Below are 26,818 nucleotides of genomic sequence, written 5' to 3' on the forward strand. Positions count from 1 at the left end.
CAACGGCTACCTTGCCTGCCGGTAAGTCTTTGTAAGCCCGACCCTTGCCCCATGCGATACGCCCTGCTTCTTGCCCTCACAACTTACTGCTTTTTCGCTCACGGTCAACCAGACGCAGGCCCTTCGCTGGCCTGGAAATTCCGGACGGGCGGCCCCGTCATCGGCTCTCCGGCCGTATCCGGTGAACGGGCCTTTGTCGGCAGCCTCGACAGCACACTTTACGCGCTGGACCTGACAACCGGGCAGGTCCGCTGGGCGCGGCGGCTGGGCGGCGTGATCCGGTCAACGGCCTGCCTGCACGACGGGCGGGTGTACGTCACGGCCGGGGATGCGGTGCTGTACGCCCTCGACGCCGCTTCCGGGCAGATTCGCTGGCGTTTCCGGACGCTGGGCGGCATTCTGGGCGAGCGGAAATACGATTTTGCGGACTACTACCATTCTTCGCCGGTCGTCAGCGGCAATTGGGTCTGTTTCGGAGCGGGCGACGGACGCGTTTATGCCGTCAGCGCCGACACCGGGCAATTGCAGTGGAGCTTTCAGACGGGCGACATTGTTCACACCACGCCCGCGCTGGCGGGCGACCGGCTTTTTATCGGTTCGCTGGACGGACATCTCTACGCCCTCGACGTGCGGACGGGTTCGCTGCGGTGGAAATTCAAGTCGGTCGGGCACCGCTATTTTCCCAAAGGCGAAATGCAGGGGTCTCCCGTCGTCGGCAACGGGCTGGTGTACATCGGCAGCCGGGATTACAACCTGTACGCCCTCGATGCCTCGCACGGCTACGACCACTGGACCAAATCGTTTCCGCTGGGCTGGGCAACGGCCCTGAGCGTCCGCGATTCGGTGCTGTACGTGGGCACGTCGGACGACAAACTCATCGCCGCCGTAGACGGCCGGACGGGTCGGGAACTCTGGCGGACGGATGCGGGATTCAACATTTTCGGCGGGGCGGCGTTTTCGGACGACCGGTTGTACGTGGGCACGCTGATGGGCAAAATTCTTGGTCTCGACCGCCGGACCGGAGCCGTTCGCTGGACACGGACCACGGTGGGGTACGAACAGCACAAATCCCGGTATTTCGGCGCCGACGACCGGTTTCGGCCGGACATTCAAACCCTCATCCGCGTTCCCGAGGACTTTCTGAACCTGTATCACCGGGTTGGGGCCATCTTTTCCGCGCCGACCCTTGCCGGGGCGCGCCTGCTGGCGGGCAGCGCGGACGGGTACATTTACTGCTGGCAGCTTTGACCTCCGGCCCTGCTCGCGGCTGCGGAAGGTCACCGGGCTGTTTAGTCCCGCCGGGTGGTGTCTTTCTCGATGGTTACGCCTACGCCGAACGCATTCGGGTCACTGGGCGGCACGGTCCGGAGGCGGCGACGGACGCGCCGGTTGCGGGCGGGCGCCGGTGTCTCGACCGGGTTTGGCGACAGTTGCGGAGCCGAAGAAGGCGTCGTCGGCGGACTGGTCACCGGCACGTCGCTCCGGGCGGGCGGGGTGACGGCTGGCTCGGCCGGACGCCGCAGAATCGTCGTATCTTTTTGTCCGAAACCGACCGTAGCCGTCAGACCGAGCAGCAGGCAACACAAAATCATGCGCATACACAAACCGGTTTGGTAAGAAAAAGGCGACGCCAGGGTGCATCGCCTTTCCTCAACCCGGGGCAGCGCCAAACTGTTTAGGCTTCGGCCACGCTTTCTGCGGCAACCCGGGGACCCTGTGACCCGCCCCCCGACCGGAAAGCCAGCCGAATCAGCCCGTACCCGATTAGTGCCAGCACTCCGGCCGCGGCGGCCCACTTCACCGCCGACGCCACCGTACAGACCGACGCCACCGTGGAAGAGGAGGCTGGATACGCCCGCAGCAGGTACACGATGCAGGCATTTTCGGCCAGATCGGCTACCAGTCCTACCAGCGGCAGCAGGTTGACAAGCGGGAAAGGCGCGTACGGCCGGTTGCGGAACAGCAGCGCCAGCGCCAGGCAGAACAGAAACGTATAGGCCAGCGGGTAGGCAAGGTCAAACGTCGCGATACCCTCCGCGTACACGGCGCGGCCCGCGTCGCCGTACCCTTCGACCATCCGCTGAATCAGGGCGGGGTCAAATTTAAACATCAGAACATCAATCGGCTCGACGGGGTGGCCCGCGGCCGTGTTCATGCGTTCGGCCAGCAGGGGCATCAGGTAGGCCATGAAAAAGAGCGCCAGCGCCAGGGCGGGCAGCAGGGTTTTCGCGGAGGCAATCCGGTCCAACCAGCGGGATAAGGTTCTTAGCATCGAAAAGACGGATTTTGGACAGAGTCGGTAAAGTAACAAATTTTGATTTATCGCTTTCTGTAAAATCGAAACCCTGCTTTTCCTATGCTCCTGACCCGTAGAACCTTCCTTCAGCAACTCGGCCTTGGTACGACCGGAATTGCTCTGATCAGCGCTTTACCCGAATCAGCACTCGCCCATCCGTTCAAGACCGTTCAATTGCCCCGAAGCCTTCCTGAAGCGCAGGGCGTGGCCTCATCCGGCATTCTGAATTTTATCAACGCCGTCGAAGCGGGCAAGCTCAACGTCCACAGCCTTATGGTGCTCCGGCGCGGACAGGTGCTCGCCGAAGGCTGGTGGGCTCCCTATGCGCCCAACCTGAAACACACGCTGTATTCGCTCAGCAAAAGCTTTGCCTCCACGGCCATCGGGCTGGCGGTGGCCGAAGGGCGGCTGACGGTCAACGATAAGGTCGTCTCTCTTTTTCCCGATAAAGTCCCGGCGACCATTAGTCCCAACCTGGCCGCCATGCGCGTGAAAGACCTGCTGACCATGTCGACGGGCCACGATAAAGACTCGACACCCGCCCTGCGGTCCGGAGACAGCAATGACTGGGTCAAGGCCTTTCTGGCGCAACCCGTGGAGCACGAACCGGGTACGTTTTTCGTCTACAACAGCGGCGCTACGTACATGCTGTCGGCCATTATCCAGAAACTGACCGGACAAACGCTCCTCGACTACCTCAAACCCCGCCTTTTTGCCCCGCTCGGCATAGAAGGGGCCGACTGGGAAGTCAACGAGCAGGGCGTCAACACGGGCGGCTGGGGCCTGCGTGTGCGGACCGAAGACATCGCCAAATTCGGGCAGTTGTATTTGCAGAAAGGCATGTGGAACGGCAAACGCATCCTGCCCGAAAGCTGGGTGGCCGACGCGACCCGCTCGCACATCATGTCGAAAGGCGGCGCACGTCCGGCCGAGAAGAACGACTGGCTGCAGGGCTACGGCTACCAGTTCTGGCGCTGCCGCAACGGGGCCTACCGCGGCGATGGGGCCAACGGCCAGTACTGCATCGTACTGCCCGAACAGGAAATGGTCGTTGCCATCACGAGCGAAACGGGCGACATGCAGGCGATCATGGACCAGGTCTGGGACCACATCCTGCCCGCCGTGCAGGCGGACAAGCTTCCCGCCAACGCCTCGGCCCAAGGCCAGCTGAAGCAAAAACTGACGTCGCTGGCCCTGCCGATGCTGGCCGGTCAAACCACTTCGCCGCTGGTCGGTCGGGTGAGCGGCAAGCCGTTCGAGATGGCCGAGAACCCGATGAAGATCAAAACGGTTTCGCTCCAATTCCGCCCCGAAGCCTGTGTCGTGACCCTGCGGGACGATAAAGGCGAACACCGGATCAACTGCGGCCTCAACCGCTGGACCGAAGGCCGGACCGACCTTTCGACCCTGCCCATCAAACTGGTGCCGACGCCCGTACCGGGTGAAAAGGAAACCAGACTGGCCGCTTCCGGTGTCTGGACGGACGACAACACGTTTACGATGCAGTGGCGATTTATCGAAACGGCCCACTACGACCTCGTAACCTGCCGGTTTACGGAAGCAGGGCTTCAGATGGAATTCCGGAAAAGCCTGTCCGTGCTGAATCCGGCCAACAAAGACCCGCGCCCGGTGCTGGAGGGGAAACTACTGGCGGCCGTTTCGGAGAAAAGATAGGTCGGAGGCACCTTTCGGCCCGTTCCCGCTGTTCTGAAAGGAAAGAAGGCCCGCTTTGCGGCGGGCCGCTCAACCTGAATGACTATGCGGTTAAGTGTCTTAGATCAATCGCCCATCCGCAAAGGCAGCCACGCGGCCGAAGCCTTGCAGGAAACGGTTCAGCTGGCCAGACTCGCCGACGAACTGGGCTACACCCGTTTCTGGGTATCCGAACACCATAATACCACGGCCCTGGCCGGCACCTCGCCCGAAGTGCTGATTGCGCACCTGGCGGGCCAGACGCAGACCATCCGGTTCGGTTCGGGCGGGGTCATGCTGCCCCATTACAGCGCGCTGAAAGTGGCCGAAAACTTCCGGGTGCTCGAAAGCCTTTTTCCGGGCCGGATCGACCTCGGTGTCGGGCGTGCTCCCGGCGGTGACCGGGTTACGGCCAGCGTGCTGAATCCGTCGAACACCTTCAGCGAGCAGGATTTCGTCGATCAGCTGTTCGATCTGCAAAACTACCTGAACGACCGCTACGCGCCGGGCAGCGTGCAGGAAAAGGTGCGGGCGATGCCGATGGCCCCTTCGGTCCCCGAGCAGTGGATTCTGAGTTCCAGCGGCCATAGCGCGGCGCTGGCGGCCCATTTCGGGATGGGCTTTTCCTTCGCGCACTTCATCAATCCGCACGGTGGTCCGGAAGCGGTGCAGTACTACCGCGACCATTTCCAGCCCTCCGAAAATCTGGAGGAGCCGCAGGCCAATGTGGCCGTGTTTGTTTTCAGCTCGGAAGATCCGGAAACCGTGCGGCAGCAGCAGGCCATCACCGACCACCGCTTTCTGCAACTGGAAACCCGCGGCCGCATCGAAGCGGTCGAGTACGAAGACATCCGGGACATCGTCTATTCGCCGGCCGAGCAGGGCCGGATTCTGCACAACCGGCAGCGCATGGTCTTCGGCAGTCCGGAGGAGGTAAAAGCGCAGTTGGAGCGCCTGGCTGACCGTTACGGCGTCGACGAAATCATCCTCGCCAACATCGCTTCAAATCTGGAGGAACGGCTGGAGTCGTATCGGCTGCTGGCCGAAGCGTTTGCGCTGCGGAGCGCCGTTGCCGGGTGAGAGGAGAACCCTTCCGGCAGGGCCGATTTGCGGCGGCCGGTTTCAGCCGTTATGTACGTTGCATCAGATAGAAAATCGAAAGGAATGATTTTTCTGTCATGAGAGCAGACTATTCTCCGATCGGTCGCTAATCAAACAAAAATATATCTAGTGAAACAATAGGATAAATAGTGCCGGTTTTGTATTTTTAGTCGACAAAACAACGATATACTAACGAACGGCCTTCGGGCGCTATTTATCCTAAAAACATGATCGAAACGACATTTGCTCTCGACGTTTTGACTCAGCCGATCCAGCCAGATGAGATGGAATGGCGGGTCCAGCAGCAGACTAAAACGGGCAAGCTGATCATTGTCCCGTACATCACCAACCGCTGTGTGATGGAGCGCTTCGACCGGCAGTTTGGCTGGAATGGCTGGCAGAACGACATCACCGAAATTCAGGACGGTTTCCTCTGCCGCATCACGGCAACCCTGCCCGACGGCACGTCGGTGACCAAGACCGACGGCGCCAACCGGACGGATATCGAACCCATCAAAGGCGGCATTTCCGACGCCATGAAGCGCTGCGCCGTGCAGTTCGGACTGGGTCGTGATCTATACACCTATCCCCGGGTTTTTGTCGAAACGGCCGATAAGTACATTCCCGACTGGGCGCACCAGCAGCTCGACGCCCTGGTTCGCAAGATCAACGACGGGACCTACAAAGGAGGCGATATTGTGACGCTGAAGGCGTCTTACCGATAAGAAAAACGGCTGAGCAATCTCAGCCGTTTTTCATTTACCCTAATCGTGGCTTCTGACCGCCACCCGGTACAGCAGCAGCGCGAGCCCTACAAAGGCCGCCGCTCCCAGCAGCATGTAGCCCCCTTCGCCCAGAGCACCGGCCAGCGCCGGTTCAACGGACAGGCTCGTGAGCGTGTTGTAAACCGAATCGTTGACCGACAGCAGCGCGACCAGAACTCCCGCCAGCGCGCCGCCCGCCACCAGACCCGTCGAGAACAGGTTGCCCCGACCCAGGTCCGCATCTTCTTCCACAACTCCCTTCCGCTTCGCGTTCCAGTCTACCAGCGCCTTCACGCAGCCTCCGGCAAAGATGGGCAGCGTCGTGGACAGCGGCAGGTACAGCCCCACGGCAAACGCCAGCGCGCTCACGCCGCAAAGTTCGAAGACAAACGCCGTAAACGCCCCGACGAGCACAAACTGCCAGTCGAGGTTGAAGGACAGCAGGCCCTTGATGAGCGTCGCCATGAGCGTTCCCTGCGGCGCCGGAAATTTGTCGGAGCCAATGGCGTGAGTGATGCCCTGCGCCACCAGGTCAGGCGTCGGCGTGTCGAGCAGTTTGACGGTCGCGCCGATCACCAGCGATGACACAATAACCCCGATGAACAGGGCCATCTGCTGGTATTTGGGCGTTGCCCCGACCAGATAACCCGTTTTGAGGTCCTGCGAAGTCGCTCCGGCCGTCGCCGCCGCGATGCAGATCATGCCGCCGACGACGAGGACGGCCGGTTCGTAAATCCGCCCGGTCAGTCCGAAGGCGATGAAGACCAGGGACGTGCCCATGATGGTTGCGATGGTCATGCCCGAAACCGGCGACGAACTGGAGCCGATCAGGCCGACGATCCGGCTCGCCACGGTCACGAAGAAAAACCCGAACACGATCACCAGTACGCCGATCAGCAGCTTGGTCAGCAGGGAATCGCCGGGTATTTGTGGTAAAACGAGCATCAGAATCACCAGCGCGAGGCTTCCGAAAATGACCAGTTTGATCGAAAGGTCCTGCTCGGTGCGCAGGCGGCTGTCGGTCGTGGTGGCCCGACTCGCACCTGACCCGCCGAAGCTTTGCCGGAACGAAGAAACGATGGTCGGGATGGTCTTGATGAGCGTCATAAAGCCGCCCGCCGTCACGGCTCCGGCCCCGATCTGCCGGATGTAAGCCCGGTAAATGGCGGCGGCCGTGTCGCTGAAGGTATGCGTGGCCGGGTCCCAGCCGCCGGGCCCGCCGGCCGTCGTGACGCTGGTGAGGTAGCCGAGTTTGACGAGTTGCGCCGCAATGGTATCGCCCGGCACCAGCGTCGCCAGCAGCGGGATCAGGCCCAGCCAGGCCAGAATGCCGCCCCCGACGAGTACGGCCGAAATCCGGAAGCCGACGATGTAGCCCACCCCCAGGTATTCGGGCGTAATCTCCCCGGCGACCTGCGCCGAAGGAAAATAGCGGTTGGTTTGTCGGGTAGCCCAGACCGGCACTTCGGCGATGACGTGCAGCACCTTTTGCAGCAAGGCGTAGAGCAGCGCGGCCCCGAGTCCCTGGTAAGCCGTTTTGGCGAAGTCACCGCCGCGTTCGCCCGCGATCAGCACCGAGCCGCAGGCGGTGCCTTCCGGGTAGGGCAGTTTGCCGTGTTCTTCCACGATGAGCGCCCGCCGCAGGGGAATCATCATCAGCGTTCCGAGCAAGCCGCCGAGAATGGCCAGCGTCAGGATGGTCCAGTAGTTGAAGAAATCCGCCCCGACGCCTTCGGTCAGAAACAGAAAACCCGGCAGCGTGAAGACCACGCCGGACGCGATGCTCTCGCCTGCCGAGCCAGTGGTCTGGATGATGTTGTTTTCAAGGATGGTCGTGTTCAGGAATCGCCGCCCGAGCGAAATCGCCAGGACGGCGATGGGGATGGAGGCGGACACCGACAGTCCGGCCTTCAGGGACAGGTAGACCGTGGCGGCACCGAAGAGCACCCCGAACACGGCTCCGGTGATGACGGCTTTGAGGGTGAATTCGGCGGGCGATTCGGCGGGGGGAATGTAGGGTTTGTGTTCGGTAGCGGTTTTTGTTTCCATGTCTTGACCTCGGATTGCGCGGGTTAAGGGATTTGGGTTGGGATGCAGTTGACCAAAAATCACAATTAATCGCAGAATCCACGTAATCCGGGCCCATAAATTTGACATTTTGGGAAATAGCCTTAATATTTGCGTACCCTTCAAGCGGAAGTAGCTCAGTTGGTAGAGCGGCAGCTTCCCAAGCTGCAGGTCGCGAGTTCGAGACTCGTCTTCCGCTCCGTTACAAACGTAAAGCGCCGCCCGGGAATCTCCCGGGCGGCGCTTTGGGTAATGGCTCTATCGGTTGCGTTTTAATTCTGGACCGGGCTCCTCATCGCATCCTTGTAGCGGTAAAACAGCGCTTCCATTTCCTTTAGCTGGGACGGCTTGGTCAGGAACAGGTTGGCACCCAGCTCGTACGACCGGGCTTCGTCCCTTTTGTCCGACGAGGTGGTGAAAATTACCACCGGAATTGCTCTCCACAAACGATGCTGCTTGAGCCGAACCAGCACCTCGAAACCGCTCAGAATCGGCATGTTCAGGTCCAGCAGAATCAGGCGGGGATAGTCCGCCGGATCGCAGACTTCCAGCCGCTGCAACATTTTGTCTCCACGATAAATGCAGTCAACGTCTACGCAGGGAGCCAGATTGCTCATGACTTTGCTCGTCAGAAAGCAATCATCCTCATCATCGTCTACCAGAAAAATTTTGTACGGCTGTTTCAATAAGTCCACTTGAGTAAATTCTATATCAGGTCTACAAATTTACTGGGTTAGATATTAAAACTGCGTTAATGTTTAATCCGGACGCGGCCAGTGCCCCTTTTTTTTGGCAAATTTTTTCTGCGTCCTGATTTACAGGCACATCCTTCCCCAACGGCGCGGTGGGGTTTTCGGGGATTTTTCACAATTTTTTCACAAAAATCACAAAGCCCACAAGGAACCGGCGCTACTTTCGGTAAATTTCCGGAATGAAACCACCTATGACCTTGACGAAACCCCGCCTGAGCTTCTGGCAGATCATTAACATGAACGTGGGGTTTTTCGGCATCCAGTACAGCTTCGGCCTGCAGCAGAGCGCCGTAAACCCCATCTACGACTTTCTGGGCGCCAGCCCGGACGAGATTCCGCTGCTCAACCTGGCCGGGCCGCTCACCGGGCTTATCATCCAGCCGATCATCGGGGCGTTGAGCGACAAAACGTGGACGCCGGGCCTGGGCCGTCGGAAGCCTTATTTTCTGGTGGGCGCCATTCTGTGCAGTCTGGCGCTGCTGCTGTTTCCCTTCAGTTCGGCGCTCTGGATGGCCGCTGGTCTGCTCTGGATTCTGGACGCGGGCAACAATACCGCGATGGAACCGTACCGCGCCTTTGTCGCCGACAAGCTCGATACTTCGCAGCAGGCCGTTGGTTTTCAGGCGCAAAGCTTTTTTACCGGCTTCGGGCAGACGCTGGCCAACTTCTCCCTCGCTCTTTTTCCGGCCCTGTTCGTCGGGTATTCGGGTAAGCTGCCCAACTGGGTGTTTGCCTCTTTCTTTCTGGGTGCATTCTGCTCCATTGCTTCCGTGTTGTGGAGCATGAAAACCACGTCCGAAATTCCGCCTACGGAAGGGGAAATTGGGGAAATCCGCCGCAAAAACGAAGGCATGCCGCCGCTGGTGGTGCAGTTTTTTCTGTCCATCGTCACCACCCTCGTCGCGTATGTCGCCATCGCCCTGCTGCTGATTCCGGCGCTTTTTGTCCGCGGGCTGTTCCCGGCACTGATTCGGCGCATCGAAGCCAACCGGACCGCCCGGCTGCTGTTTGCCCAGAACATCGAAATCATCGAAGCCATCACCGAAATGCCCCGGGTGATGTGGCAGCTGGCGCTGGTCTACCTGTTTCAATGGTACGCGCTGTTTTGTTACTGGCAGAACAGCTCCAAAAGCATCGCGCTTTCGGTCTTTAACGCCACGCCGGACAACAAGGATCTCTACGAAAAAGCGGTCAGTCTGGCCGGGTCGGTCAACGGCTGGTACAACATCGTGACGTTTCTGTCGGCCTTCGCGCTGGTCGGTTTCGCCCGGAAGATTGGGGCCAAATGGGTGCATTTTGCCTGCCTGCTGCTGGCGGCCGTGGGCTTCATCGCCTTTCCGTTTATCCGGCAGACGCCGCTTCTGTTTGTGGCCATCACCGGGTTCGGCATCGGCTGGGCAAGCATGATGGGTATTCCGTATCTGATGGTAGTCAGCCACATTCCGAAGGCGCGCTACGGCGTGTACATGGGCGTGATCAACATGATGATTGTGATTCCGATGTTTCTGCAAACCATCACCTTCGGGTATGTACTCAAGTATTTGCTGAACAACCACGCGGGTTACGCGATTCTGTTCGCGGGAATTCTGCTGCTGCTGGCGGCCTTTTTTACCCTGTTTATCAAAACCGAAAAACAAACCGAACTGACGGCCGTTCCGGTCGGCGGCGGACATTAATTTTTTCACGAACGGCAAAGGAGCGAACCCGGTTTGCCCCGGCATTTTGTGCCTTTTCCGGGTTATCTTTGCGACTTTGCGCTGACTTATGACGGACTTTACGACACGTTACGAAGCCCTTTCCTCCGAAATTACCCGCCTTTACGACCAGCTCTACGGCCAGCATCCCCGGCGCGACGAATGCCTGGCGGACCTGTACGCCACGCTAAAACGGGCTTTTGAAAACCGCCCCGAAGCCCTCCGCCGACGGGACGGGGAAAAGGCGGCGCAGGAATCGGACCGGTGGTTTACCAGCAACCAGCTCGCCGGCATGAGCTTGTACGTGGACCGCTTCTGCGAAAATTTGCCCGCCCTGCCCGCCCGACTGGCTTACCTTCAGGACCTGGGCGTGAATCTGCTGCACCTGATGCCCCTGTTTGAAAGTCCGGCCGGGGAAAGCGACGGCGGCTATGCCGTTTCGGATTTCCGGAAAGTTGACCCCCGGTTCGGTACGCTCGACGACCTGAAAAGCGTCCAGTCAGCCTTGCAGGAGCAGGATATGTACCTGATGCTGGATATCGTCCTGAACCATACCTCGCACCGCCACGCCTGGGCCGAAAAAGCCAGGCAGGGCGACCCGGTCTATCAGGACTATTTCTATTTTTTCCCCGACCGCACCCTGCCGGACCAGTTTGAAGCCAGCATGCCGGAGATTTTTCCGGAAAGTGCGCCGGGCAGCTTTTCGTACGTGCCGGAATGCGGAAAATGGGTGATGACCGTCTTTCACAATTACCAGTGGGACCTCAATTACGCCAATCCGCGGGTGTTTGTCGAAATGCTGGACACGATCTTTTTTTACGCCAATCTGGGCGTGGACGTGCTGCGCATCGATGCCCCGGCCTTCATCTGGAAACAAGTGGGCACTTCCTGCCAGAACCTGCCCGAAGCGCACCAGTTGCTGCGGCTGATCCGCCAGTGCGTGGCCGTCGCCACCCCTGGCATGGCCCTGCTCGGCGAAGCCATTGTGGCCCCGGCCGAAATCATGAAATATTTTGGCGAAGGCCCGTATGCTGCCCGCGAGTGCGATTTTGCCTACAACGCGACCCAGATGGCCCTCCAGTGGGATGCGCTGGCCACGGGCAAAACGCAGGTCATGCTGGCCGCCCAGCCGGAATTACAGCGCAAGCCCCGGGGTACCTCCTGGATTACCTACACCCGCTGCCACGACGATATCGGGCTAGGTTACGACGACGCCATGATCCGTCAGGCCGGTTTTGAGCCGTATCCGCACCGGCGGTTTCTGATGAACTATTACTCGGGGCAGTTTCCCGGCAGTCCGGCCAGCGGGGCCCTGTTTTCGGTCAACGACAAAACCGGCGACGCCCGAATCAGCGGGTCGCTGGCTTCTCTCTGCGGACTGGAAAAGGCCCTGGCGCAAGGCAACGGGCAGCAGATTGAGCTGGCAATCCGTAAAATTCTGCTGATGCAGGCGCAGAGCATCTTTGCCGGGGGGCTGCCTATGCTGTTCTACGGCGATGAAGCGGGCTACACCAACGACTACAGCTACCTCGGCGATCCCGGAAAAAATTACGACAACCGCTGGATGCACCGGCCCGTGATCGACTGGGAGAAAAACCAGCGGGTCTACCAGCCGGATACGATTGAAAACCGGGTCTTTGCGGGCACCCAGAAGCTGCTGGCGCTGCGCAAAAAACTGGATGTGGTCACCGACCGGAGCAACCAGGTCTGGCTGTCTCCGCACAACAGCCACGTTACCGGTTATCTGCGCGAGTGGGAAGGGCAGCGGCTCTACTGCGTCTTCAACTATTCCGATCAGGCGGCTTATCTGACCTGGTACGCTTACAAGGAGCACGGCTTTACACCGGCGCGGCTGGTGGACCACTGGCAAGGCACCACCCTTACGGTCGGGCTGGATCACGAATACCACGTCATCGAGCCATATGGATTTTGTATTTTGGAGGTGAGCGAAACCCGGAACTAGCTTCGGTTTCGGGTCCGGCGGTGGAGAAAACTTCGGGGGATTTTTGAAAAAGGTGTTTGCCTGCGTCCGGTTCCCGGCGACTAAGCAGGGCTGGGCGGAGGTCCGGACTGTTGCCAGAGGCGTTTTTACCCTTTAATCCTGCGAAACCATGAATGATCTCATCTACACCCTGCTCCTGTGGGTATTGATTTTCGGCCTCACGGCTGGTTTTGTGACCGGCATTGTTGTGGATACTTACTTTCGCCAGCGGGCGGATGCTTTGCTGAAAATGAAAAAAGTGCTGACCCCGCTGCGAGGTTCAGCACCACTGTGAAGTTCCGTCCGGTCAGGCAAATCCGGCTTACGCGGCCCGGCCTGCGCGGCCCGGCCTACGCGGCGCGACTCAGCTTTTGACCACTTCCACGGCGTTCCGGCGGGCCCTGGCCGGCTGACGAACCTGCTGACGGCGGTCCAGCTCCTGCTGAAACGCCTGCTGCCACTCGGGCTGGCTTTGTTCTTCCATGCGCAGCCGGTGCTCCCGGCTGGTGCGGGCGGCATCTTCCGCGGACCGGCGCTCCGATGCGCTCTGCTGACTTAGCAGCGGGATGCCGATAAAGGCCAAAAGGCCTAAAACAATAAAAATAACGCTAAGTACGATCATGAGTTGTTACGGTGGGCACGCCTTCATATGAAGCGGCCTTGAAAGATACACACAAAAATAGGGCCGGATCGGGTGCCGCTTTCCGGAAAATCATAAAAAATCCCGGCTACGCTCGTAACCGGGATTTTTTATGATTTATCAGGGAGCATCAACTGCCCAGTGCCGCCTGGCGAACCTGTTCGGACAGGGGCGTGTAGTGCACTTCGCAGGGGTAGCCAAACAGGCAGTTATCCTTGATTTGCCGGGCTACTTCTTCGGGAACCATTGTTTCCCAGCCTTCTTCCCCCGCCTTGACCATCTGCAGTACGCGGTCGGTGGAAATGTGGAGGTTCGCTTCGTTGTAATCCGTGATGTCCTCAATCTTGTCGTTGGCCAGCAGATACTGATACAGCGGTTCGAGATGCGGCGGTACCTGGAACGTGCCGCAGTGGTAGATGCCGCCTTCCTGCCCCAGCGTCGGATAGACAAAGAGCTTCACTTTCCGGCTGAAAAGCGTCGCAAAGGACTCCAGAATGCCGCCCGGCAGGCTTTTGTAATGTTCCTCCTCGAAGATGTATTCCAGATTCGGAATGCCCAGAATCAGGCCGATCTTCATCCGGGTCATGCGGGAGAGGTACGACACCAGCCTGAAATATTCCAGAAAATTGGAGATCATCACCGTCTGGCCCAGCTTGCAGAGAATATCGACCCGGTCGAGGAAGTCCTTCTCGTCGATGCGGTGGTCGTGCGCGGCCAGGTTGTGCAGGGTCAGTTCGGCGATAGTCACCACGCGGCCGGGTTCCACGTCCGGCTCTTCCAGAAACTGCTTCGTGCCGTTGTCGAGCATGTCCAGGTGAACGTTCGTAACGGGCCGGAGCCGTCCCCGCAGCAGCAGGATGTTCTTTTTGTAAAGCGCCTCCGACGGCTGCAGCACGTCGCCGTCCGGTCCGAACAGGGCCGCGTTGGTGAAGCCGTTCTTCACCAGGTGCATGCTCATCAGCCGGTTGTCCACCCCGGCAAAGTCGGGGCCGCTGAACCGGACCATGTCGATCTCGATCCGTTCGGGGGAGAGGTCGTCCATCAGCGACAGCAGCAGCGTTTCGGGCGTTTTGGCGTAATAGAAGCAGCCGTAAATCAGGTTGACGCCGATCACGCCGAGCGCCTGCTGCTGGAGCACGTTTTCGTTGTCGAGCATCTTCACGTGTACAATCACGTCATTATACGGGCTGCGCGGCGTCAGCTGGAAGCGCAGGCCAATCCAGCCGTGGCCTTCGTTGGTTTTCTGGTAGTTGAGCGCCACCACGGTATTGGCGAAGGCAAAGAACGTCGTGTTTTCGCCCCGTTTTTCGTCCAGACGCTTTTCGAGCAGGCTGTACTCCTTGCTCAGCATTTTTTTCAGGCGCGATTCCACCACGTAACGGCCGCTTTCTTCCGGCCCGTAAATGGCGTCGCTGAAGGTCATATCGTAGGCCGACATCGTTTTGGCAATCGTGCCGGAAGCGCCGCCTGCTTTGAAAAACATCGCCGCCGTTTCCTGCCCCGCCCCGATTTCGGCAAAGGAGCCGTAAATCCGCCGGTCGAGGTTGATCCGCAGCGCTTTCTGTTTCGTACCTATCGTTTTATCGTACATACTTGTCTCAGGAAAGAAGGTCGGTATCGCGGGGTCAGGCGGCAGGACCGAGGTGGAGCGGGCCTTGCCTGGCTCGGCGACACAACTCTGTGAACTCTTTATGCCGTAAATTTACACACTCCGCCGAACGGACATCACAGAATGCTTACTAATCCAACGTCAAACGACCACCTTTTTGTCTACGGAACGCTCCTCCGGGATTCTGCGCACCCGATGGCGGCCTTTTTGCGCCAGCACAGTACGCCGGTCGGGCCGGGCTGGTTTCCCGGCCGTCTGTACAACCTGGGCTGGTATCCCGGTGCGCATTACGAACCGCAATCCGAAGGAAAAGTTTACGGCGACATCGTTAAACTGACGGAAAGTCAGATAGTTCTGGCCGAACTCGACCGCTACGAAGGACTGGACGAAACGCCGCCCGAATACAGCCGGGTCCTTGTTCCGGTCCAGACCGGGTCCGGGGCGCTGGTCTGCTGGACCTATCTGTACCGGGGTCCGGTATCGGCCGGGCAGCTGATTCCTTCGGGAAAATACAGCCTTTAACGAAAAAACCGCTCAAACTGAGCGGTTTTTCGCAAATCCAACAACTAAATTCTTTTGTAATCAAGAAGTTCGCTGTTTATAGTTTAGAGTTTATGACTTATAGATAACGCACTGAAGAACAGACCATTGCGGATTTTAACTGTAAACGATAAACCCTAAACTTTAAACTATTTATTTCAGTTTCGGAGCGGCTTCGAACATGTTGCTGCCACCCGCCTTGCGTTCGATGGACGACCCAACTTCCGGCAGTACCGTTTCGTTGCGGGCGGCGCGGCGGGCCGAGCGGTTGCCCGTGATCTGGAACAGCGCCTCGTTCAGCAGGGCTTCGTTCACGTCGCCGAGCGGCTTCGTGCGCGACTCTACCGTTTCGGCCACCTCAAAGGCGGGCTTGAACCCGGCCGAGTACTCGGACGTACCCTCGCTGTTGAACGATTTGAAGACAATCGGCTGGATGCCCCACTTGATCTTGCCCTTGTCGTCCGTAAGCGTGATCGAACCCACGTTCTTACCCGTCGTCGTGCCTCCGATGGTCACGACCGGCATGAACGGCTTCAGACCGTTGATGATCAATTCACTGGCAGAAGCGGTGCGGCCGGTTGTCAGCACAAACACGCGCTGGAGGTTGCCGCCGATGTTGTTGGCCTTATTGGAGAAGCGCGTAATCAAATCGCCTGTCTGGCCGGCGGCCTGCACTTCCTTCATAATGTCTTTATTGTACTCCATCCGGTAATACACCTTCGAATTATCGACTCCCTTTCCGACCAGGCTGGCAATATTGACCGAAGAGGAAACGTAACCGCCCGGATTGTACCGGAAATCAAGAATCAGTTCGTTGACGCCCTGCGCCTTGAACTTGCTGAAAATCTGGTCGATGCGACGATCATACTCGGGCGTAGACGAGCCGTTGGGACCCGGAATAAACTGGTTGTAGACCAGATAACCGATCGTTTTGCCGTTGCGGACGTAAATCGAATCCAGATAAACCGGGTTTTCCTGAATCGTGGAAGCCGTCACCGAACGCGTTTCGTCCGTATCCACCAGCGTCCGGTTTTCCAGCTTAGCCAGTCCGTAGGTAAACGCGGTAGGCGAGAAAAGCAGGTTCTGGTAGTTGTTGACGGTCAGTTTCTGCCCGTTGACTTTGTAGATAATGTCGCCGCGCTTGACGCCCGCCGCCGCGCCCGGAGAGCCCGGCTGAACGTACAGCACCTGAGCAATCACGTCGTCGGAGCCGGAGGCGCGCCGCAGGAGCGTAAACTCCACGCCGGTCGATTTCACTTCTCCGCTCAGGCTGGCTTTCAGTTCGTCGGCGCTTTCCTGAATCCAGGAAAAACGGTCGCCGTCGGGCCGGGCCACGGCATCGTATTTATAGAGCAGAGAGCTGAAAAAGTCAGCGGGTTTGAGGGCTTTATTGGGATTAGCCGGGAGCTTATCATTCCAATAATAATATTTTTTCATTTCCGACAAAACCCAGTCGTTGACCGTCTGGTCCTCGGTAGAGGTAACGGGCTGCGTCGGAGCAATGGTTTCGTCCTTTTTGCAGGAAGTCATCCAGAGACCGGCGATGGCTGCCAATACCCAGGTGTTCCGGCGTACATTCATGGAAACTTGCATAGGTGTTTGTTGATTTTTACAGGCTGTTGTAAAAACGTTGATTAAAGGCAAATAGTCTAAGCAGTTGATTCTTAAAGAGCAATAAATGCACCACTCTTCAACGGTGTACGGCGGAACGGAATCCAATCTCAGGGCACTGCAACCAGCATCAGCGTCTGTAGATAGTAAACGCAATTCTGACCGGGAAAAATCCATTTCTCACCCTACATTAACCAGATTTTAATACAAAAAAAGCTGAGCAATCCAGCAGGCCGAAAGCCTCCGAAATGCTCAGCTTTTTTGAATGACTGAATGATCGAATGACTGAATGATTGAATAGCTTCGCAGTGCTGGAATTAGCGAATCAAATCAGTCATTCAGTCACTCAATCATTCAGTCATTCAAAATTCAGTCATTCAAAATTCAGTCATTCAAAATTCAGTCATTCAAAATTCAGTCATTCAAAATTCAGTCATTCCATCATTTCCTCTGCGCTGTCGCGCCGCTGCTCCAGTTGACGTTGAACGCGCCGCTGCTGATGACCATTTCTTCTTTGGTTTCGGTGCGGCGGGTGTTTTCGTGGTCGTGCGGCCCGGATTTGGTCAGCATCCCGCCGCCGGCGGCCGTGATGGCTTTTTCTTCCAGGTTCCGGCGGAGGCCGAAGCCCGTTACGGTGTCCAGCGCGCGTTTTTTGTAGGTGACGACTTTCAGCGTGGCTTCAAACGTGCCTTCGATGCTGGTGTCGGTCACTTTGGTGATGGTGATGGTGCCTTTCAGGGATTCGCCGTCGCGGAAGGCGTGGCCGAGGCCTTTGGTTTCTTCCGAATAATCAACGAGCGCCCAGACGACCCCGCCGTTTTTGTAGTTGGCCTTGTTTTCCCAGTACTTTTCGTCCTCGCTCACGATCTGGTAGGTGCCCGGCGTCAGTTTGTCGGTAAAAATGAACCGAATCCAGGTTTCCACATCCGGATTGACCGCCATCCCGGCGATGGCCAGGTACTTGACGCCCGTAAACGGCAGGTTGAGCCGCTGGGCTTTGGCCTTCCATTCTTTGCCGTCGATTTTGGCGGAAACCGTGTTGTCAGAGGTTTGTGCGGCGGCCCAGAGGCTCGTCAGCAGCAGGGTAAGGGTAAAGAGCTTTTTCATGGCGTATGGATGTTTTTCGTGGTCAGTAATGTGTTGCTTGCCGCCCGATCTGCCACAGCCCGTCCGGAAGCGCCTTACAAACGTAGACACGTCCGCTCCCGAAACCTTGGGCATCTTGCATCGCCTGCGTATTTTGCCGGTTGAACCCGCATTTTTGCTTCATGAACCTGTTTCGCGCCTTCGGCTGTCTCAGCTTTTTTCTGCTCTTTTCTTCTGCCCCCCTCCTCGCCCAGTGGCAGCCGCAGCAGAGCGGCACCACGGCCAGCTTCCGCGCCGTCAGCGCCGCCAGCCGGAATGTAGTCTGGGTCGGCGGCACCCGGGGTACGTTTGTCCGCACGACCGACGGCGGCCAGACCTGGCAGGCCGGACGGGTACCGGGCGCCGATTCGCTGGATTTCCGGGATGTCTACGCCGTGAATGCCAATATGGCCTACCTGATGAGCGCCGGTCCCGCCGAACGCGGCCAGGCCCGGATTTACAAAACCACCGACGGCGGCCAGACCTGGAACCTAATGTACGAAACCCGGCAGAAAGGTGTCTTCTTCGACTCGATGGATTTTTACAACCGCCGCGAGGGGATGCTTTTCAGCGACCCCATCGACGGCAAATGGGTCGTTCTGCGGACCACCAACGGCGGGCAGACCTGGAAGCCCATTCGCCCGGACCGGCTGCCGCCTGTCAAACCCGGCGAAGCAGCCTTTGCCGCCAGCGGCAGCAGTCTGATCTTTCACGGCATGGATTCGCAACATTCCCACACCCGTTTCGCCCGCATTGCCTCCGGCGGGGCCGATACCGCTCGGGTGTTTTACACACAAAACAACATTCTGCGGCGCTGGAAAGTCAGCAACACCCCCATTCCGGCCGGGCCGACAGCGGGTATTTTTGGCCTTTGGTTCGACCGGATGGGTCGGCGGGGCATGGCCGTCGGCGGCGATTACAAGGCCGAGAAAGCCAGCAGTCAGAACGTGGCCGTCACGCGCAATGGCGGCCGGACCTGGGAGGCCGCCACGCCTACCAACCCCCCGGGCCTGAAAGAAGGCATCGGCAACATTCGCGGGCGGCGGCTCGTGCTGGTCGGCCCGTCGGGAAGCTGTTACACCGACGACTGGGGGAAAACCTGGACCAAAATCGACGACTCGGCCTACCACGCCATTTCCTGCACTGGAGGGCAGTGCTGGGCGGTCGGCGCCGGGGGAAAGATTGGCTTTCTCCGTCAATAACGCCTAACTTGGTTTGCTAATTTCCCACACCATGATCCGGATCAAGAACTGCGAACACCTGGCGGCCATCACGGAAGTCCGCCCGGCCAAAGCCTATCAATGCGAAGAGTGCCTGAAAACGGGCAGTGAATGGGTCCACCTGCGCACCTGCCAGACCTGCGGCGTCACGCTCTGCTGCGATTCCTCGCCCAACCGCCACGCAACCCGGCATTTCCACGAGACCGGCCACCCGGTCATCGCCTCCGCCGAACCGGGCGAACAATGGCTCTGGTGCTTCATAGACGAGCAAGTCACACCCTTTGGGAGTTAAGAATTAAGAGTTATGAGTTAAAAATTGACGCAGCGAAGCTGACTGCGTGGCGGGCCGCTTTTAATTCATAACTCTTAATTCTTAACTCCCAAAGGGGCAACTTTTTCCGTAATTTTGACTGTTATTCTCAGAAGAGAGTGTGCTAACGAGCTGTTGATGACCAACTATATTTCCACCCTGAACGACCCGCAGCGGGAGGCCGTGCTGCACGGCAACGGGCCGTTGATGATTATTGCCGGAGCCGGCTCGGGGAAGACCCGCGTGCTGACGTTCCGGATTGCCCACCTGATTCACCAGGGCGTCGATCCGTTCCGGATTCTGGCGCTGACGTTTACCAACAAGGCGGCGGGCGAGATGCGCCACCGGATTGAGAGCGTGATCGGCAACGAAGCCCGCAACATCTGGATGGGCACGTTCCACTCGGTGTTTGCCAAAATTCTGCGCATCGAGGCGAAGTCTCTCGGCTATACGAGCAATTTTTCGATTTACGATACCGACGATTCGAAGTCGCTGCTGCGGAGCATCATCAAGGAATTCGGACTCGACGACAAGCTGTACAAGGCCAACGTGGTCTTCAACCGCATTTCGGGTGCCAAAAACCGCCTCGTCGGGCCGGACGATTACATCAGCAATCCGCTGATTCAGGCCGACGACGCGGCGGCGCGCATCCCGGAGGTCGGGCGGATTTACAAAGCCTACGCACGGCGCTGCTTCGGGGCCAACGCGATGGACTTCGACGACCTGCTGTTCAACACCAACGTCCTGTTCCGCGACCACCTCGACATCCTGCACAAGTACCAGCACAAGTTTCAGTACGTGCTCGTGGACGAGTTTCAGGATACCAACGTTTCGCAGTACCTGATTACCCGCAAGCTGTCGGCGGTCCACCAGAATATCTGCGTCGTGGGCGACGATGCGCAGAGTATCTACGCCTTCCGCGGGGCCAACATCGAGAACATTCTGAATTTCGAAAAGGACTTTCCGGACGTCCGGACGATCAAGCTGGAGCAGAATTACCGCTCGACGAAGACCATCGTGGAAGCGGCCAACTCCATCATCGCCCGCAACCGCGCCCAGCTGAAGAAGAACGTCTTCACGGACAACGAGGACGGTACGCTCATCGATGTCCTCAAGGCGGCGTCGGACAACGAGGAAGGCCGTCTGGTCGCCTCGGCCATTTTCGACCAGAAGGTCAACGAAGGGCTGAGTAACAACGATTTCGTGATTCTGTACCGGACCAACGCCCAGTCGCGGGCCTTTGAAGAAGCCCTGCGGAAGATGAGCATCAAGTACCGCATTGTGGGCGGCCTGTCGTTCTACCAGCGCAAGGAAATCAAGGACCTGCTGGCGTACCTCCGTTTTACGGTCAACCAGAACGACGAAGAGGCGTTCAAGCGCATCATCAACCTGCCCAAACGCGGCATCGGCGACACCACGGTGGCGAAAATTTCGGTCATTGCGGCCGAAAACAGCGAACCGATCTGGGAAGTTGTGGCCGACATCAACAAGTTCGTGGCCGGCCGGGCGGCGGTGGCGATTGAAGGCTTTGCCGATCTGATCAAAAGCTACCGGCTGCTGCTGGACAAAAAAGACGCCTACGAGGTGGCCGCGCATATCGCCAAAACCTCCGGGCTGCTGAAGGAACTGTACGACGACAAAACCGTCGAGGGGCTGGCCCGGTACGAGAACGTCCAGGAATTGCTGAACGCCATCAAGGAATTTGTCGATAACCCCGACAACGACGACAAGAGCCTCAGCGCCTTCCTCCAGGCCGTTTCGCTGCTGACCTCCGCCGACGAGAAGGAGGACGACGACGATAACGATAAGGTGACCCTGATGACCATCCACGCCGCCAAGGGGCTGGAGTTTCGGAACGTGTTCATCGTCGGGCTGGAAGAAGATTTGTTTCCCTCGCAGATGATGCTCGAAAGCCGGGCCGATCTGGAAGAAGAGCGGCGGCTGTTTTACGTGGCCATCACCCGCGCCGAGAAAAAGCTGACGCTTTCGTATGCCGAATCGCGCTACCACTACGGCCGCCTGAAAACCTGCGAACCCAGCCGGTTCCTGCTCGAAGTGAACACCGACTACCTGAAAATGGCCAAACGCCCCCGCTCCGAAGCCGAGCCGAACGGGCGCTCCGAACGCGATACGCCTTCGGGCGGTTCGATGGCCTTTGTCCGGAGCCTGGCCCAGAAAACGGCCCGCCAGCAGCCCCAGATGAACGTGGCCCACACGCCCTCGGCGGATTTTGCGCCCAGCGACACCGCGGCCCTGGCCGTCGGCATGAAGGTCGAGCACGCCAAATTCGGCTTCGGCACCGTCAAGGCGCTGGACATCAACGGCACCGAACGAAAAGCCGTCATTGCCTTCGACAAAGCCGGCGAAAAGACGCTGCTGCTGAGCTTTGCGAAATTGAGAATTGTATAAGCACGGAAAGAATGAACACTGAACCGCGGCAGCGGACTGTAATGAATGATGAAGGCTTGGTAAGCGAAAGTTCTGGCCCTGCGAAGCCTTCATTGCGGTCCACCGCGGTTCATTATTCATTCTTTTCCCCGTCATAACCGCCTGCGTTTCATAATTTCTTAAAAAATGCTCCGTTTCTTTTCCGAAGACATCAAATTTTCTCTCCCTGAAAAGCCCCAGACCCGTACCTGGCTCAAAGAGCTGGCGGCGCAGGAAGGCTTCAAAATCGGGGAGCTCAACTACATTTTCTGCTCCGACGACTACCTGTTGCAGGTCAACCGCGACCACCTCGACCACGACTATTACACGGACATCATCACCTTCGATAACTCGGAGGACGAGGACCGGCTGGAAGGCGACATTTTCATCAGCGTGGACCGGGTGCGCGACAACGCCCAAACCCTGAACGTGCCCGAAGAACAGGAACTGCGGCGCGTGCTGGCCCACGGCCTCCTGCACCTGAGCGGCTACGGCGACAAGACCGAGACCGAAGCGACCGAAATGCGCCGGAAGGAAGAAGAGGCGCTGGCAGCCTGGTCGGCCTATCAGATAAAAAAGGCTTGATTCCCTGCCCCAAAATCCCGTATTTGCCGCGCAACAATCAATCCTATCCGCTTCTTATCGCGTATGCAGTTTACGGAACAAGACGAGTCCCAGATTCTGGCACAGGGCGCTTCCCTCGCGCTTGTTGAAGAACAGATACAAAATTTTGTCAACGGTTTTCCCTTCCTGAACGTCATCAAGGCCGCTACGGTCGGCGACGGTATCATCCGGGTGGAAGAATCCCAGGCCGGCGAGCTGGTGAGCCGCTTCGACCGGCAGGCCGACAGCCTCTCGCTGCTCAAGTTCGTGCCCGCTTCGGGGGCCGCTACGCGGATGTTCAAGTCCCTGTTTGCGGCGCTGGAAGGCAAGAACGACAAGTCGGTGGATGAGTTTTTCGCCCGGCTGAAAGACTTTGCCTTCTACGATGCCCTCGGCCAGCCCGAGAATCTGGACCGGCAGTCCGTCCTCTCCATTCTCCTGACCGACGAAGGGCTGGATTACGGCAACCTGCCCAAGGGACTTCTGCTGTTTCACCAGTACCCCGACGGGCCGCGCACGCCGGTAGAAGAGCATCTGGTGGAAGGAGCGGCCTATGCCAATTCCGACGGGCTCGTCCGGATTCACTTCACCGTTTCGCCCGAACACCGCGACCGCTTCGAGGAGCTGATTCAGCGGGTGCTGCCGACGTATGAGGAAAAACTCGGGGCCCGCTTCGAGATCACCTTTTCGGAGCAGAAAAAGGCGACCGATACGATCTCGGTCAATCCGGACAATTCTCCGTTCCGCAACGGCGACGGGTCGCTGCTGTTCCGTCCGGCGGGCCACGGGGCGCTGATCGAAAACCTCAACGACATCGACGCCGATGTGGTGTTCATCAAAAACATCGACAACGTGGTGCCCGACCGGCTGAAGGAGCCGACCGTTACCTACAAAAAAGTGATTGGGGCCGTGCTGCTCGACGTGCAGCAGCAGCTTTTCCGGTTCCAGCAGCTGCTCGACAGCCCGGACGTGAGCGAAGGTTATCTGACGGAAATTGACGAATTTCTGAAAACAACGCTCTGCACCCTTCCGCCGAACGGCTTCGAAAGCCTGTCCCAAGAAGACAAAATAACCTACTACCGCCGCAAGCTCGACCGGCCGGTGCGCGTCTGCGGTATGGTGCAGAACGTGGGCGAACCCGGCGGCGGGCCGTTCTGGGCGCAGAATGCCGACGGTTCGGTGTCCCTGCAAATCGTGGAATCGGCGCAGATCGACCTCGGCGATGCCGGTCAGAAGCAGATTTTCGACACGGCTACGCACTTCAATCCGGTGGATCTGGTGTGTTCGATGAAGAATCGGAATGGGGAGAAGTACAACCTCGTCTCGTACCGCGACCCCAAAACGGGCTTTATCACGGCCAAATCAAAAGACGGAAAGGAACTGAAAGCGCAGGAATTGCCTGGCCTCTGGAACGGCGCCATGGCCGACTGGAACACGCTCTTCGTGGAAGTCCCGCTGATCACGTTCAACCCGGTAAAGACGGTGAACGATTTGCTGCGGAAGGAGCATCAGTAGTCGTTTAAAAGTTTAGAGTTTATAGTTTAGGGTTTATAGCTGCTCCGCAAGGCTTAGAAATGGCGAAGCAACTATAAACCCTAAACTATAAACTTTAAACTTTATACCGTTACCGCCGAATCCGTCGGGGCGGTGTTCTCCACCGGGGCTTCGGTTTTGGGGATAAAGGTCTTCAGCGTTGTGTTTTCGTAGACGGCGAGGTTGGCGTCGCGCACCTGTTCCATGATGGGGCGGATGGCGCAGGTCAGCTCGTCGGTGCAGTCGTCGCAGCGGACGTAGAAATGCTTGGACACGCAGGGCGTCGGGGCGATGGGGCCGTCGATGACCCGCAGCACCTGCGCCAAGTTGACGCGCTCGGGGTCTACGCGCAGCAGGTAGCCGCCGCCCTTGCCCTTCTGGCTCTGGAGAATACCGTGGTTACGCAATTCGAGCAGAATTGCCTCCAGAAACTTCTTCGGAATATTTTCTTTCGCCGAAATATAAGAAATCAGAACCGGGCCTTTCCCGAACTCTTCGGTCAGAACCTTCAGTGCTTTAATGGCGTACTTTGCTTTCTTGGAAATCATCCGCGTTACGGTGTTTAAAAAAATATACGGTAAGACTGATTCAAGGTTTCAGGTTCTTAATCCACTCCTTTACCAGTTCCACACTTTCCTCATGGACTAATTGGCGGGATAATTCCGGCATCCGGATGCCCGGGTCGACCGATTCGAGCCGATACACCAGGATGGATTTTTCGGGATGCCCCGCCACAATATCAAATTGCCGTCCGCCCGAACCGCGTCCGGCGGCAACCGGTGTCTTGTTGATACCCAGCAGCGTAGGGTCATTCTGCCGAATCCGCAAATCCAGTCCCGACGTGCGGGCCGGCCCCTGCGGACTGTGGCAATGCGCACAGTTAATATCCAGCCATGCTCTCGCCCTTTCTGCTACTGTACCCGTCGCAGGATCATTCCAAATTGCCAATTTAGGCACTTCTGCCAACTCAGGCAACTTTTGCAGCCATTTTAAGCGGCTCCAGCGGCTCAATTGGTTTTCGGACCCGTCCGAGTAAGTAAAAATACCGTTCAACTGACGAGCCGACGGGCCAATCGGCACCATTTTATTACCGGAAACGTGGCAGCCTTTGCATTGGTTCATGTTCGGAACCGTGTACATCAGTTTGCGCCGCGTGCCGCTTCCATCCGTCCAGCCCACTTCTTTCCGGTCGCCGGCCACTTCGAGCACGGCGTCGGTCTGCTCGTCGTTCCAGACGTACGGATACGCCTTCCAGCCCTGCGATTCGTGAACCAGCAGGCGGGTTTCCAGCAGCCGCCGTCCTTTGGCCGGGTCGCGGGCATCGTTCGGGTAATAAAACGTTTTCGCCAGCACCGTTCCGACCGGGAATCCGAGCACGCTGTCCGGGTTGTAGGCCACGGTCTCGCCTTCCGGCATGCGGACAAAACGCAGCTTTTCGGCATAATCGCTGAACAGCGGCGTATTCAGCCCGTACGGCAGAACGCCTTCCGCCGGCTTCTGGTCCGCCAGTCGCCCGGCAAAAAGACCGTACGCCGATAATGTTTCAAAAGGCGGCGGCTGGGGCTTTTTACTTTCCAGTGACATCGCACCCAGGCCGGGCACCGCCAGCGCCAGCATCCACAGCAGTCGTTTCATGGCTCGCGGCGGACTACCGTTTCCTGCAGGGGCGTATGCGTACAATCGTACGGGCCCACGTCCCGCGACAGGTTCCGGAAGTTATTCCCGGCGTCCAGATTCACAAACGTAGCGTTGCGGTTGTTGCGGATGCAGATGCGCGCGTCCGGACGGATCTGGCCGCTCGCGCTTCGTACCTTCGGATCCACGATTCCGTCGTACACAATGTCCGGCACCCTCTTCCCAAAACGCAGCTTCAGCCGGAACAACTGACCGATTCGCCCTTTTCCCACAAACCGCACCGGGTCCCGTTCGTAGAGGTTATCGTGAACGGAAATCGCTGTGGGATACGGGTAATAGGCCGAATCCTTCAAAGGATTTTCGGTCATATAATAGCTTACAATACTCGTGCCGATGCTGTTGTTTTTCCGGATTTCATTGCCAAAAATTTCAACCTGGTTGGTGGCCAGAACCATTACGCCCGTCCCGGCGGGCACTTTGGCGACGATATTTCCCTTCGGCGCGAAGTTCGGATAATTGTTGTTCGTAATCCGGTTATTGAAAACCCGCACGTTTCCGCCCCGCTTCTGCACCAGGTCGGGCAGGTCGAAAATGAGGATACCGCCGGTGTTGTCGTAGGCGTCGTTGTCATACACATCGGCCATCAGTGAGTTTTCAATCTCGATGCCCGCCACGTTGTGCGTCGCCCGGCACTTCCGGACGATGATGTTCTTCGACTGCCCGACGTAAATTCCGGCATCCGAAGCGCCCATGGCGGTGCAGTTTTCGATGAGGACGTTCTGACACTGGACCGGATACAGCCCGTAGGAGCCGTTGTCCGGCCCCGGCAGGCCCGTCCATTCGACCGTGACGTTGCGGAAGGTGATGCCGTTGACGTTCATGGTCTTGATGCAGTCGCCTTTGGTATCCTGAATCGTCAGGTCCTCGATGGTGATGTTCTCCGAATTATCGACGCGGATGCCCTCGGCCCCTTCGGTCTGGCCTTTGAAGTTCAGGATGGTTTTCTGCTGCCCTTTTCCGCGGATGGTCACGCGCTTTTTCCCGTCCATCGACAGGCTGCCCGTAAACCGGAATGTGCCCTCGTCGAGGGTAATCACTTCGCCGTCTTCGGCCATAATCAGGGCTTTCTGAAACCGTTTCTGGGCGTCGCCCTGGGCGTGGGCCGTCGCCAGCAGACAACAGAAGAGGAGCGTAAAAAAGATGGATTTCATGGTTTTG

Annotated in this window: 25 protein-coding genes and 1 tRNA gene; 15 read left to right on the forward strand and 11 right to left on the reverse strand. The window is 58.2% G+C overall.

The genetic code is table 11. The annotated features are described in order from the left end of the window. Positions 1-51: 51 nt before the first annotated feature. Positions 52-1,248, forward strand: a complete 1,197-nt coding sequence (locus tag ORG26_RS10340) for an outer membrane protein assembly factor BamB family protein (RefSeq protein WP_266368955.1) — start codon at positions 52-54, stop codon at positions 1,246-1,248. A 41-nt stretch (positions 1,249-1,289) separates the two neighbouring features. Here the strand turns inward: ORG26_RS10340 and ORG26_RS10345 are convergent, their stop codons facing one another. Both ORG26_RS10345 and ORG26_RS10350 read right to left on the reverse strand, forming a co-directional pair. Continuing rightward, positions 1,290-1,598 carry a hypothetical protein gene (locus ORG26_RS10345; protein WP_266368956.1) on the reverse strand — a complete coding sequence of 103 codons (309 nt, stop codon included), beginning with the start codon at positions 1,596-1,598 and terminating at the stop codon, positions 1,290-1,292. A 77-nt stretch (positions 1,599-1,675) separates the two neighbouring features. Continuing rightward, on the reverse strand, positions 1,676-2,272 hold the full coding sequence (locus tag ORG26_RS10350; protein ID WP_266368957.1) for a hypothetical protein: 597 nt from the start codon (positions 2,270-2,272) through the stop codon (positions 1,676-1,678). Positions 2,273-2,356: 84 nt separating this feature from the next. On the opposite strand from ORG26_RS10350, the gene ORG26_RS10355 reads away from it, so the two are divergent. From ORG26_RS10355 to ORG26_RS10365, 3 genes are all read left to right on the forward strand, one after another. Beyond that, on the forward strand, positions 2,357-3,970 hold the full coding sequence (locus ORG26_RS10355) for a serine hydrolase domain-containing protein (protein ID WP_266368958.1): 1,614 nt from the start codon (positions 2,357-2,359) through the stop codon (positions 3,968-3,970). Between the two features lie 84 nt (positions 3,971-4,054). Then, positions 4,055-5,068 (forward strand): LLM class flavin-dependent oxidoreductase, encoded by a 1,014-nt coding sequence (locus tag ORG26_RS10360; protein ID WP_266368959.1) that lies wholly within the window; start codon positions 4,055-4,057, stop codon positions 5,066-5,068. Between the two features lie 248 nt (positions 5,069-5,316). Further along, positions 5,317-5,814: a Rad52/Rad22 family DNA repair protein gene (locus tag ORG26_RS10365; RefSeq protein ID WP_266368960.1), complete on the forward strand. Its 498-nt coding sequence runs from the start codon at positions 5,317-5,319 to the stop codon at positions 5,812-5,814. A gap of 39 nt (positions 5,815-5,853) precedes the next feature. On the opposite strand, the gene ORG26_RS10370 is transcribed toward ORG26_RS10365, so the two are convergent. Then, complete coding sequence (locus ORG26_RS10370; protein WP_266368961.1) at positions 5,854-7,902, reverse strand: OPT family oligopeptide transporter; 2,049 nt, start codon at positions 7,900-7,902, stop codon at positions 5,854-5,856. Between the two features lie 144 nt (positions 7,903-8,046). Between ORG26_RS10370 and ORG26_RS10375 the strand changes: the two genes are divergently transcribed. Then, positions 8,047-8,119, forward strand: a tRNA-Gly gene (locus ORG26_RS10375). Between the two features lie 73 nt (positions 8,120-8,192). On the opposite strand, the gene ORG26_RS10380 is transcribed toward ORG26_RS10375, so the two are convergent. Beyond that, positions 8,193-8,615, reverse strand: a complete 423-nt coding sequence (locus ORG26_RS10380; protein ID WP_266368962.1) for a response regulator — start codon at positions 8,613-8,615, stop codon at positions 8,193-8,195. Between the two features lie 248 nt (positions 8,616-8,863). Here ORG26_RS10380 and ORG26_RS10385 point away from each other — a divergent pair, with 248 nt between their 5' ends. From ORG26_RS10385 to ORG26_RS10395, 3 genes are all read left to right on the forward strand, one after another. Continuing rightward, positions 8,864-10,348: an MFS transporter gene (locus ORG26_RS10385; protein ID WP_266368963.1), complete on the forward strand. Its 1,485-nt coding sequence runs from the start codon at positions 8,864-8,866 to the stop codon at positions 10,346-10,348. Positions 10,349-10,436: 88 nt separating this feature from the next. Further along, positions 10,437-12,329, forward strand: coding sequence for an alpha-amylase family glycosyl hydrolase (locus ORG26_RS10390; RefSeq protein ID WP_266368964.1), 1,893 nt, complete (start codon positions 10,437-10,439; stop codon positions 12,327-12,329). A gap of 148 nt (positions 12,330-12,477) precedes the next feature. After that, the gene (locus ORG26_RS10395; protein WP_266368965.1) at positions 12,478-12,642 is read left to right on the forward strand and encodes a hypothetical protein; all 165 of its coding nucleotides are present in this window, start codon (positions 12,478-12,480) and stop codon (positions 12,640-12,642) included. A 69-nt stretch (positions 12,643-12,711) separates the two neighbouring features. On the opposite strand, the gene ORG26_RS10400 is transcribed toward ORG26_RS10395, so the two are convergent. Both ORG26_RS10400 and ORG26_RS10405 read right to left on the reverse strand, forming a co-directional pair. Next, positions 12,712-12,969: a hypothetical protein gene (locus tag ORG26_RS10400; protein WP_266368966.1), complete on the reverse strand. Its 258-nt coding sequence runs from the start codon at positions 12,967-12,969 to the stop codon at positions 12,712-12,714. A gap of 148 nt (positions 12,970-13,117) precedes the next feature. Beyond that, the gene (locus ORG26_RS10405) at positions 13,118-14,578 is read right to left on the reverse strand and encodes a TonB-dependent receptor (protein WP_266368967.1); all 1,461 of its coding nucleotides are present in this window, start codon (positions 14,576-14,578) and stop codon (positions 13,118-13,120) included. A 141-nt stretch (positions 14,579-14,719) separates the two neighbouring features. On the opposite strand from ORG26_RS10405, the gene ORG26_RS10410 reads away from it, so the two are divergent. After that, complete coding sequence (locus tag ORG26_RS10410; protein ID WP_266368968.1) at positions 14,720-15,118, forward strand: gamma-glutamylcyclotransferase family protein; 399 nt, start codon at positions 14,720-14,722, stop codon at positions 15,116-15,118. A 171-nt stretch (positions 15,119-15,289) separates the two neighbouring features. Here the strand turns inward: ORG26_RS10410 and ORG26_RS10415 are convergent, their stop codons facing one another. Further along, positions 15,290-16,729 carry a S41 family peptidase gene (locus ORG26_RS10415; RefSeq protein WP_266368969.1) on the reverse strand — a complete coding sequence of 480 codons (1,440 nt, stop codon included), beginning with the start codon at positions 16,727-16,729 and terminating at the stop codon, positions 15,290-15,292. A 326-nt stretch (positions 16,730-17,055) separates the two neighbouring features. Here ORG26_RS10415 and ORG26_RS23635 point away from each other — a divergent pair, with 326 nt between their 5' ends. Next, positions 17,056-17,226, forward strand: coding sequence for a pentapeptide repeat-containing protein (locus tag ORG26_RS23635; protein ID WP_407704828.1), 171 nt, complete (start codon positions 17,056-17,058; stop codon positions 17,224-17,226). Here ORG26_RS23635 and ORG26_RS10420 read toward each other — a convergent pair. Further along, positions 17,189-17,854 (reverse strand): hypothetical protein, encoded by a 666-nt coding sequence (locus ORG26_RS10420; RefSeq protein WP_266368970.1) that lies wholly within the window; start codon positions 17,852-17,854, stop codon positions 17,189-17,191. The two genes, ORG26_RS23635 and ORG26_RS10420, sit on opposite strands and share 38 nt — an antisense overlap. 161 nt (positions 17,855-18,015) lie before the next feature. Between ORG26_RS10420 and ORG26_RS10425 the strand changes: the two genes are divergently transcribed. The 5 genes from ORG26_RS10425 to ORG26_RS10445 all read left to right on the forward strand — a co-directional run bounded on the left by ORG26_RS10425 (position 18,016) and on the right by ORG26_RS10445 (position 23,947). Further along, the gene (locus tag ORG26_RS10425) at positions 18,016-19,074 is read left to right on the forward strand and encodes a beta propeller repeat protein (protein WP_266368971.1); all 1,059 of its coding nucleotides are present in this window, start codon (positions 18,016-18,018) and stop codon (positions 19,072-19,074) included. Between the two features lie 31 nt (positions 19,075-19,105). Then, a complete protein-coding gene (locus tag ORG26_RS10430; RefSeq protein WP_266368972.1) occupies positions 19,106-19,384 on the forward strand; it encodes a UBP-type zinc finger domain-containing protein in 279 nt (92 codons plus the stop codon). Positions 19,385-19,540: 156 nt separating this feature from the next. Beyond that, complete coding sequence (locus tag ORG26_RS10435) at positions 19,541-21,811, forward strand: ATP-dependent helicase (RefSeq protein WP_266368974.1); 2,271 nt, start codon at positions 19,541-19,543, stop codon at positions 21,809-21,811. Between the two features lie 165 nt (positions 21,812-21,976). Next, positions 21,977-22,414 (forward strand): rRNA maturation RNase YbeY, encoded by a 438-nt coding sequence (gene ybeY, locus ORG26_RS10440; RefSeq protein WP_266368975.1) that lies wholly within the window; start codon positions 21,977-21,979, stop codon positions 22,412-22,414. 63 nt (positions 22,415-22,477) lie between these two features. Then, complete coding sequence (locus tag ORG26_RS10445; RefSeq protein WP_266368976.1) at positions 22,478-23,947, forward strand: DUF4301 family protein; 1,470 nt, start codon at positions 22,478-22,480, stop codon at positions 23,945-23,947. A gap of 101 nt (positions 23,948-24,048) precedes the next feature. Here ORG26_RS10445 and ORG26_RS10450 read toward each other — a convergent pair whose 3' ends face one another. The 3 genes from ORG26_RS10450 to ORG26_RS10460 are packed head-to-tail and all read right to left on the reverse strand — an operon-like array spanning position 24,049 to position 26,811. Further along, on the reverse strand, positions 24,049-24,513 hold the full coding sequence (locus ORG26_RS10450; RefSeq protein ID WP_266368977.1) for an RrF2 family transcriptional regulator: 465 nt from the start codon (positions 24,511-24,513) through the stop codon (positions 24,049-24,051). A 40-nt stretch (positions 24,514-24,553) separates the two neighbouring features. Continuing rightward, positions 24,554-25,600 (reverse strand): SO2930 family diheme c-type cytochrome, encoded by a 1,047-nt coding sequence (locus tag ORG26_RS10455; RefSeq protein WP_266368978.1) that lies wholly within the window; start codon positions 25,598-25,600, stop codon positions 24,554-24,556. After that, positions 25,597-26,811 (reverse strand): parallel beta-helix domain-containing protein, encoded by a 1,215-nt coding sequence (locus tag ORG26_RS10460; RefSeq protein ID WP_266368979.1) that lies wholly within the window; start codon positions 26,809-26,811, stop codon positions 25,597-25,599. The genes ORG26_RS10455 and ORG26_RS10460 overlap by 4 nt, the downstream gene beginning before the upstream one ends. Positions 26,812-26,818 lie beyond the last annotated feature (7 nt).

It is taken from the genome of Tellurirhabdus rosea (assembly GCF_026278345.1).
Classification (GTDB): domain Bacteria; phylum Bacteroidota; class Bacteroidia; order Cytophagales; family Spirosomataceae; genus Tellurirhabdus; species Tellurirhabdus rosea.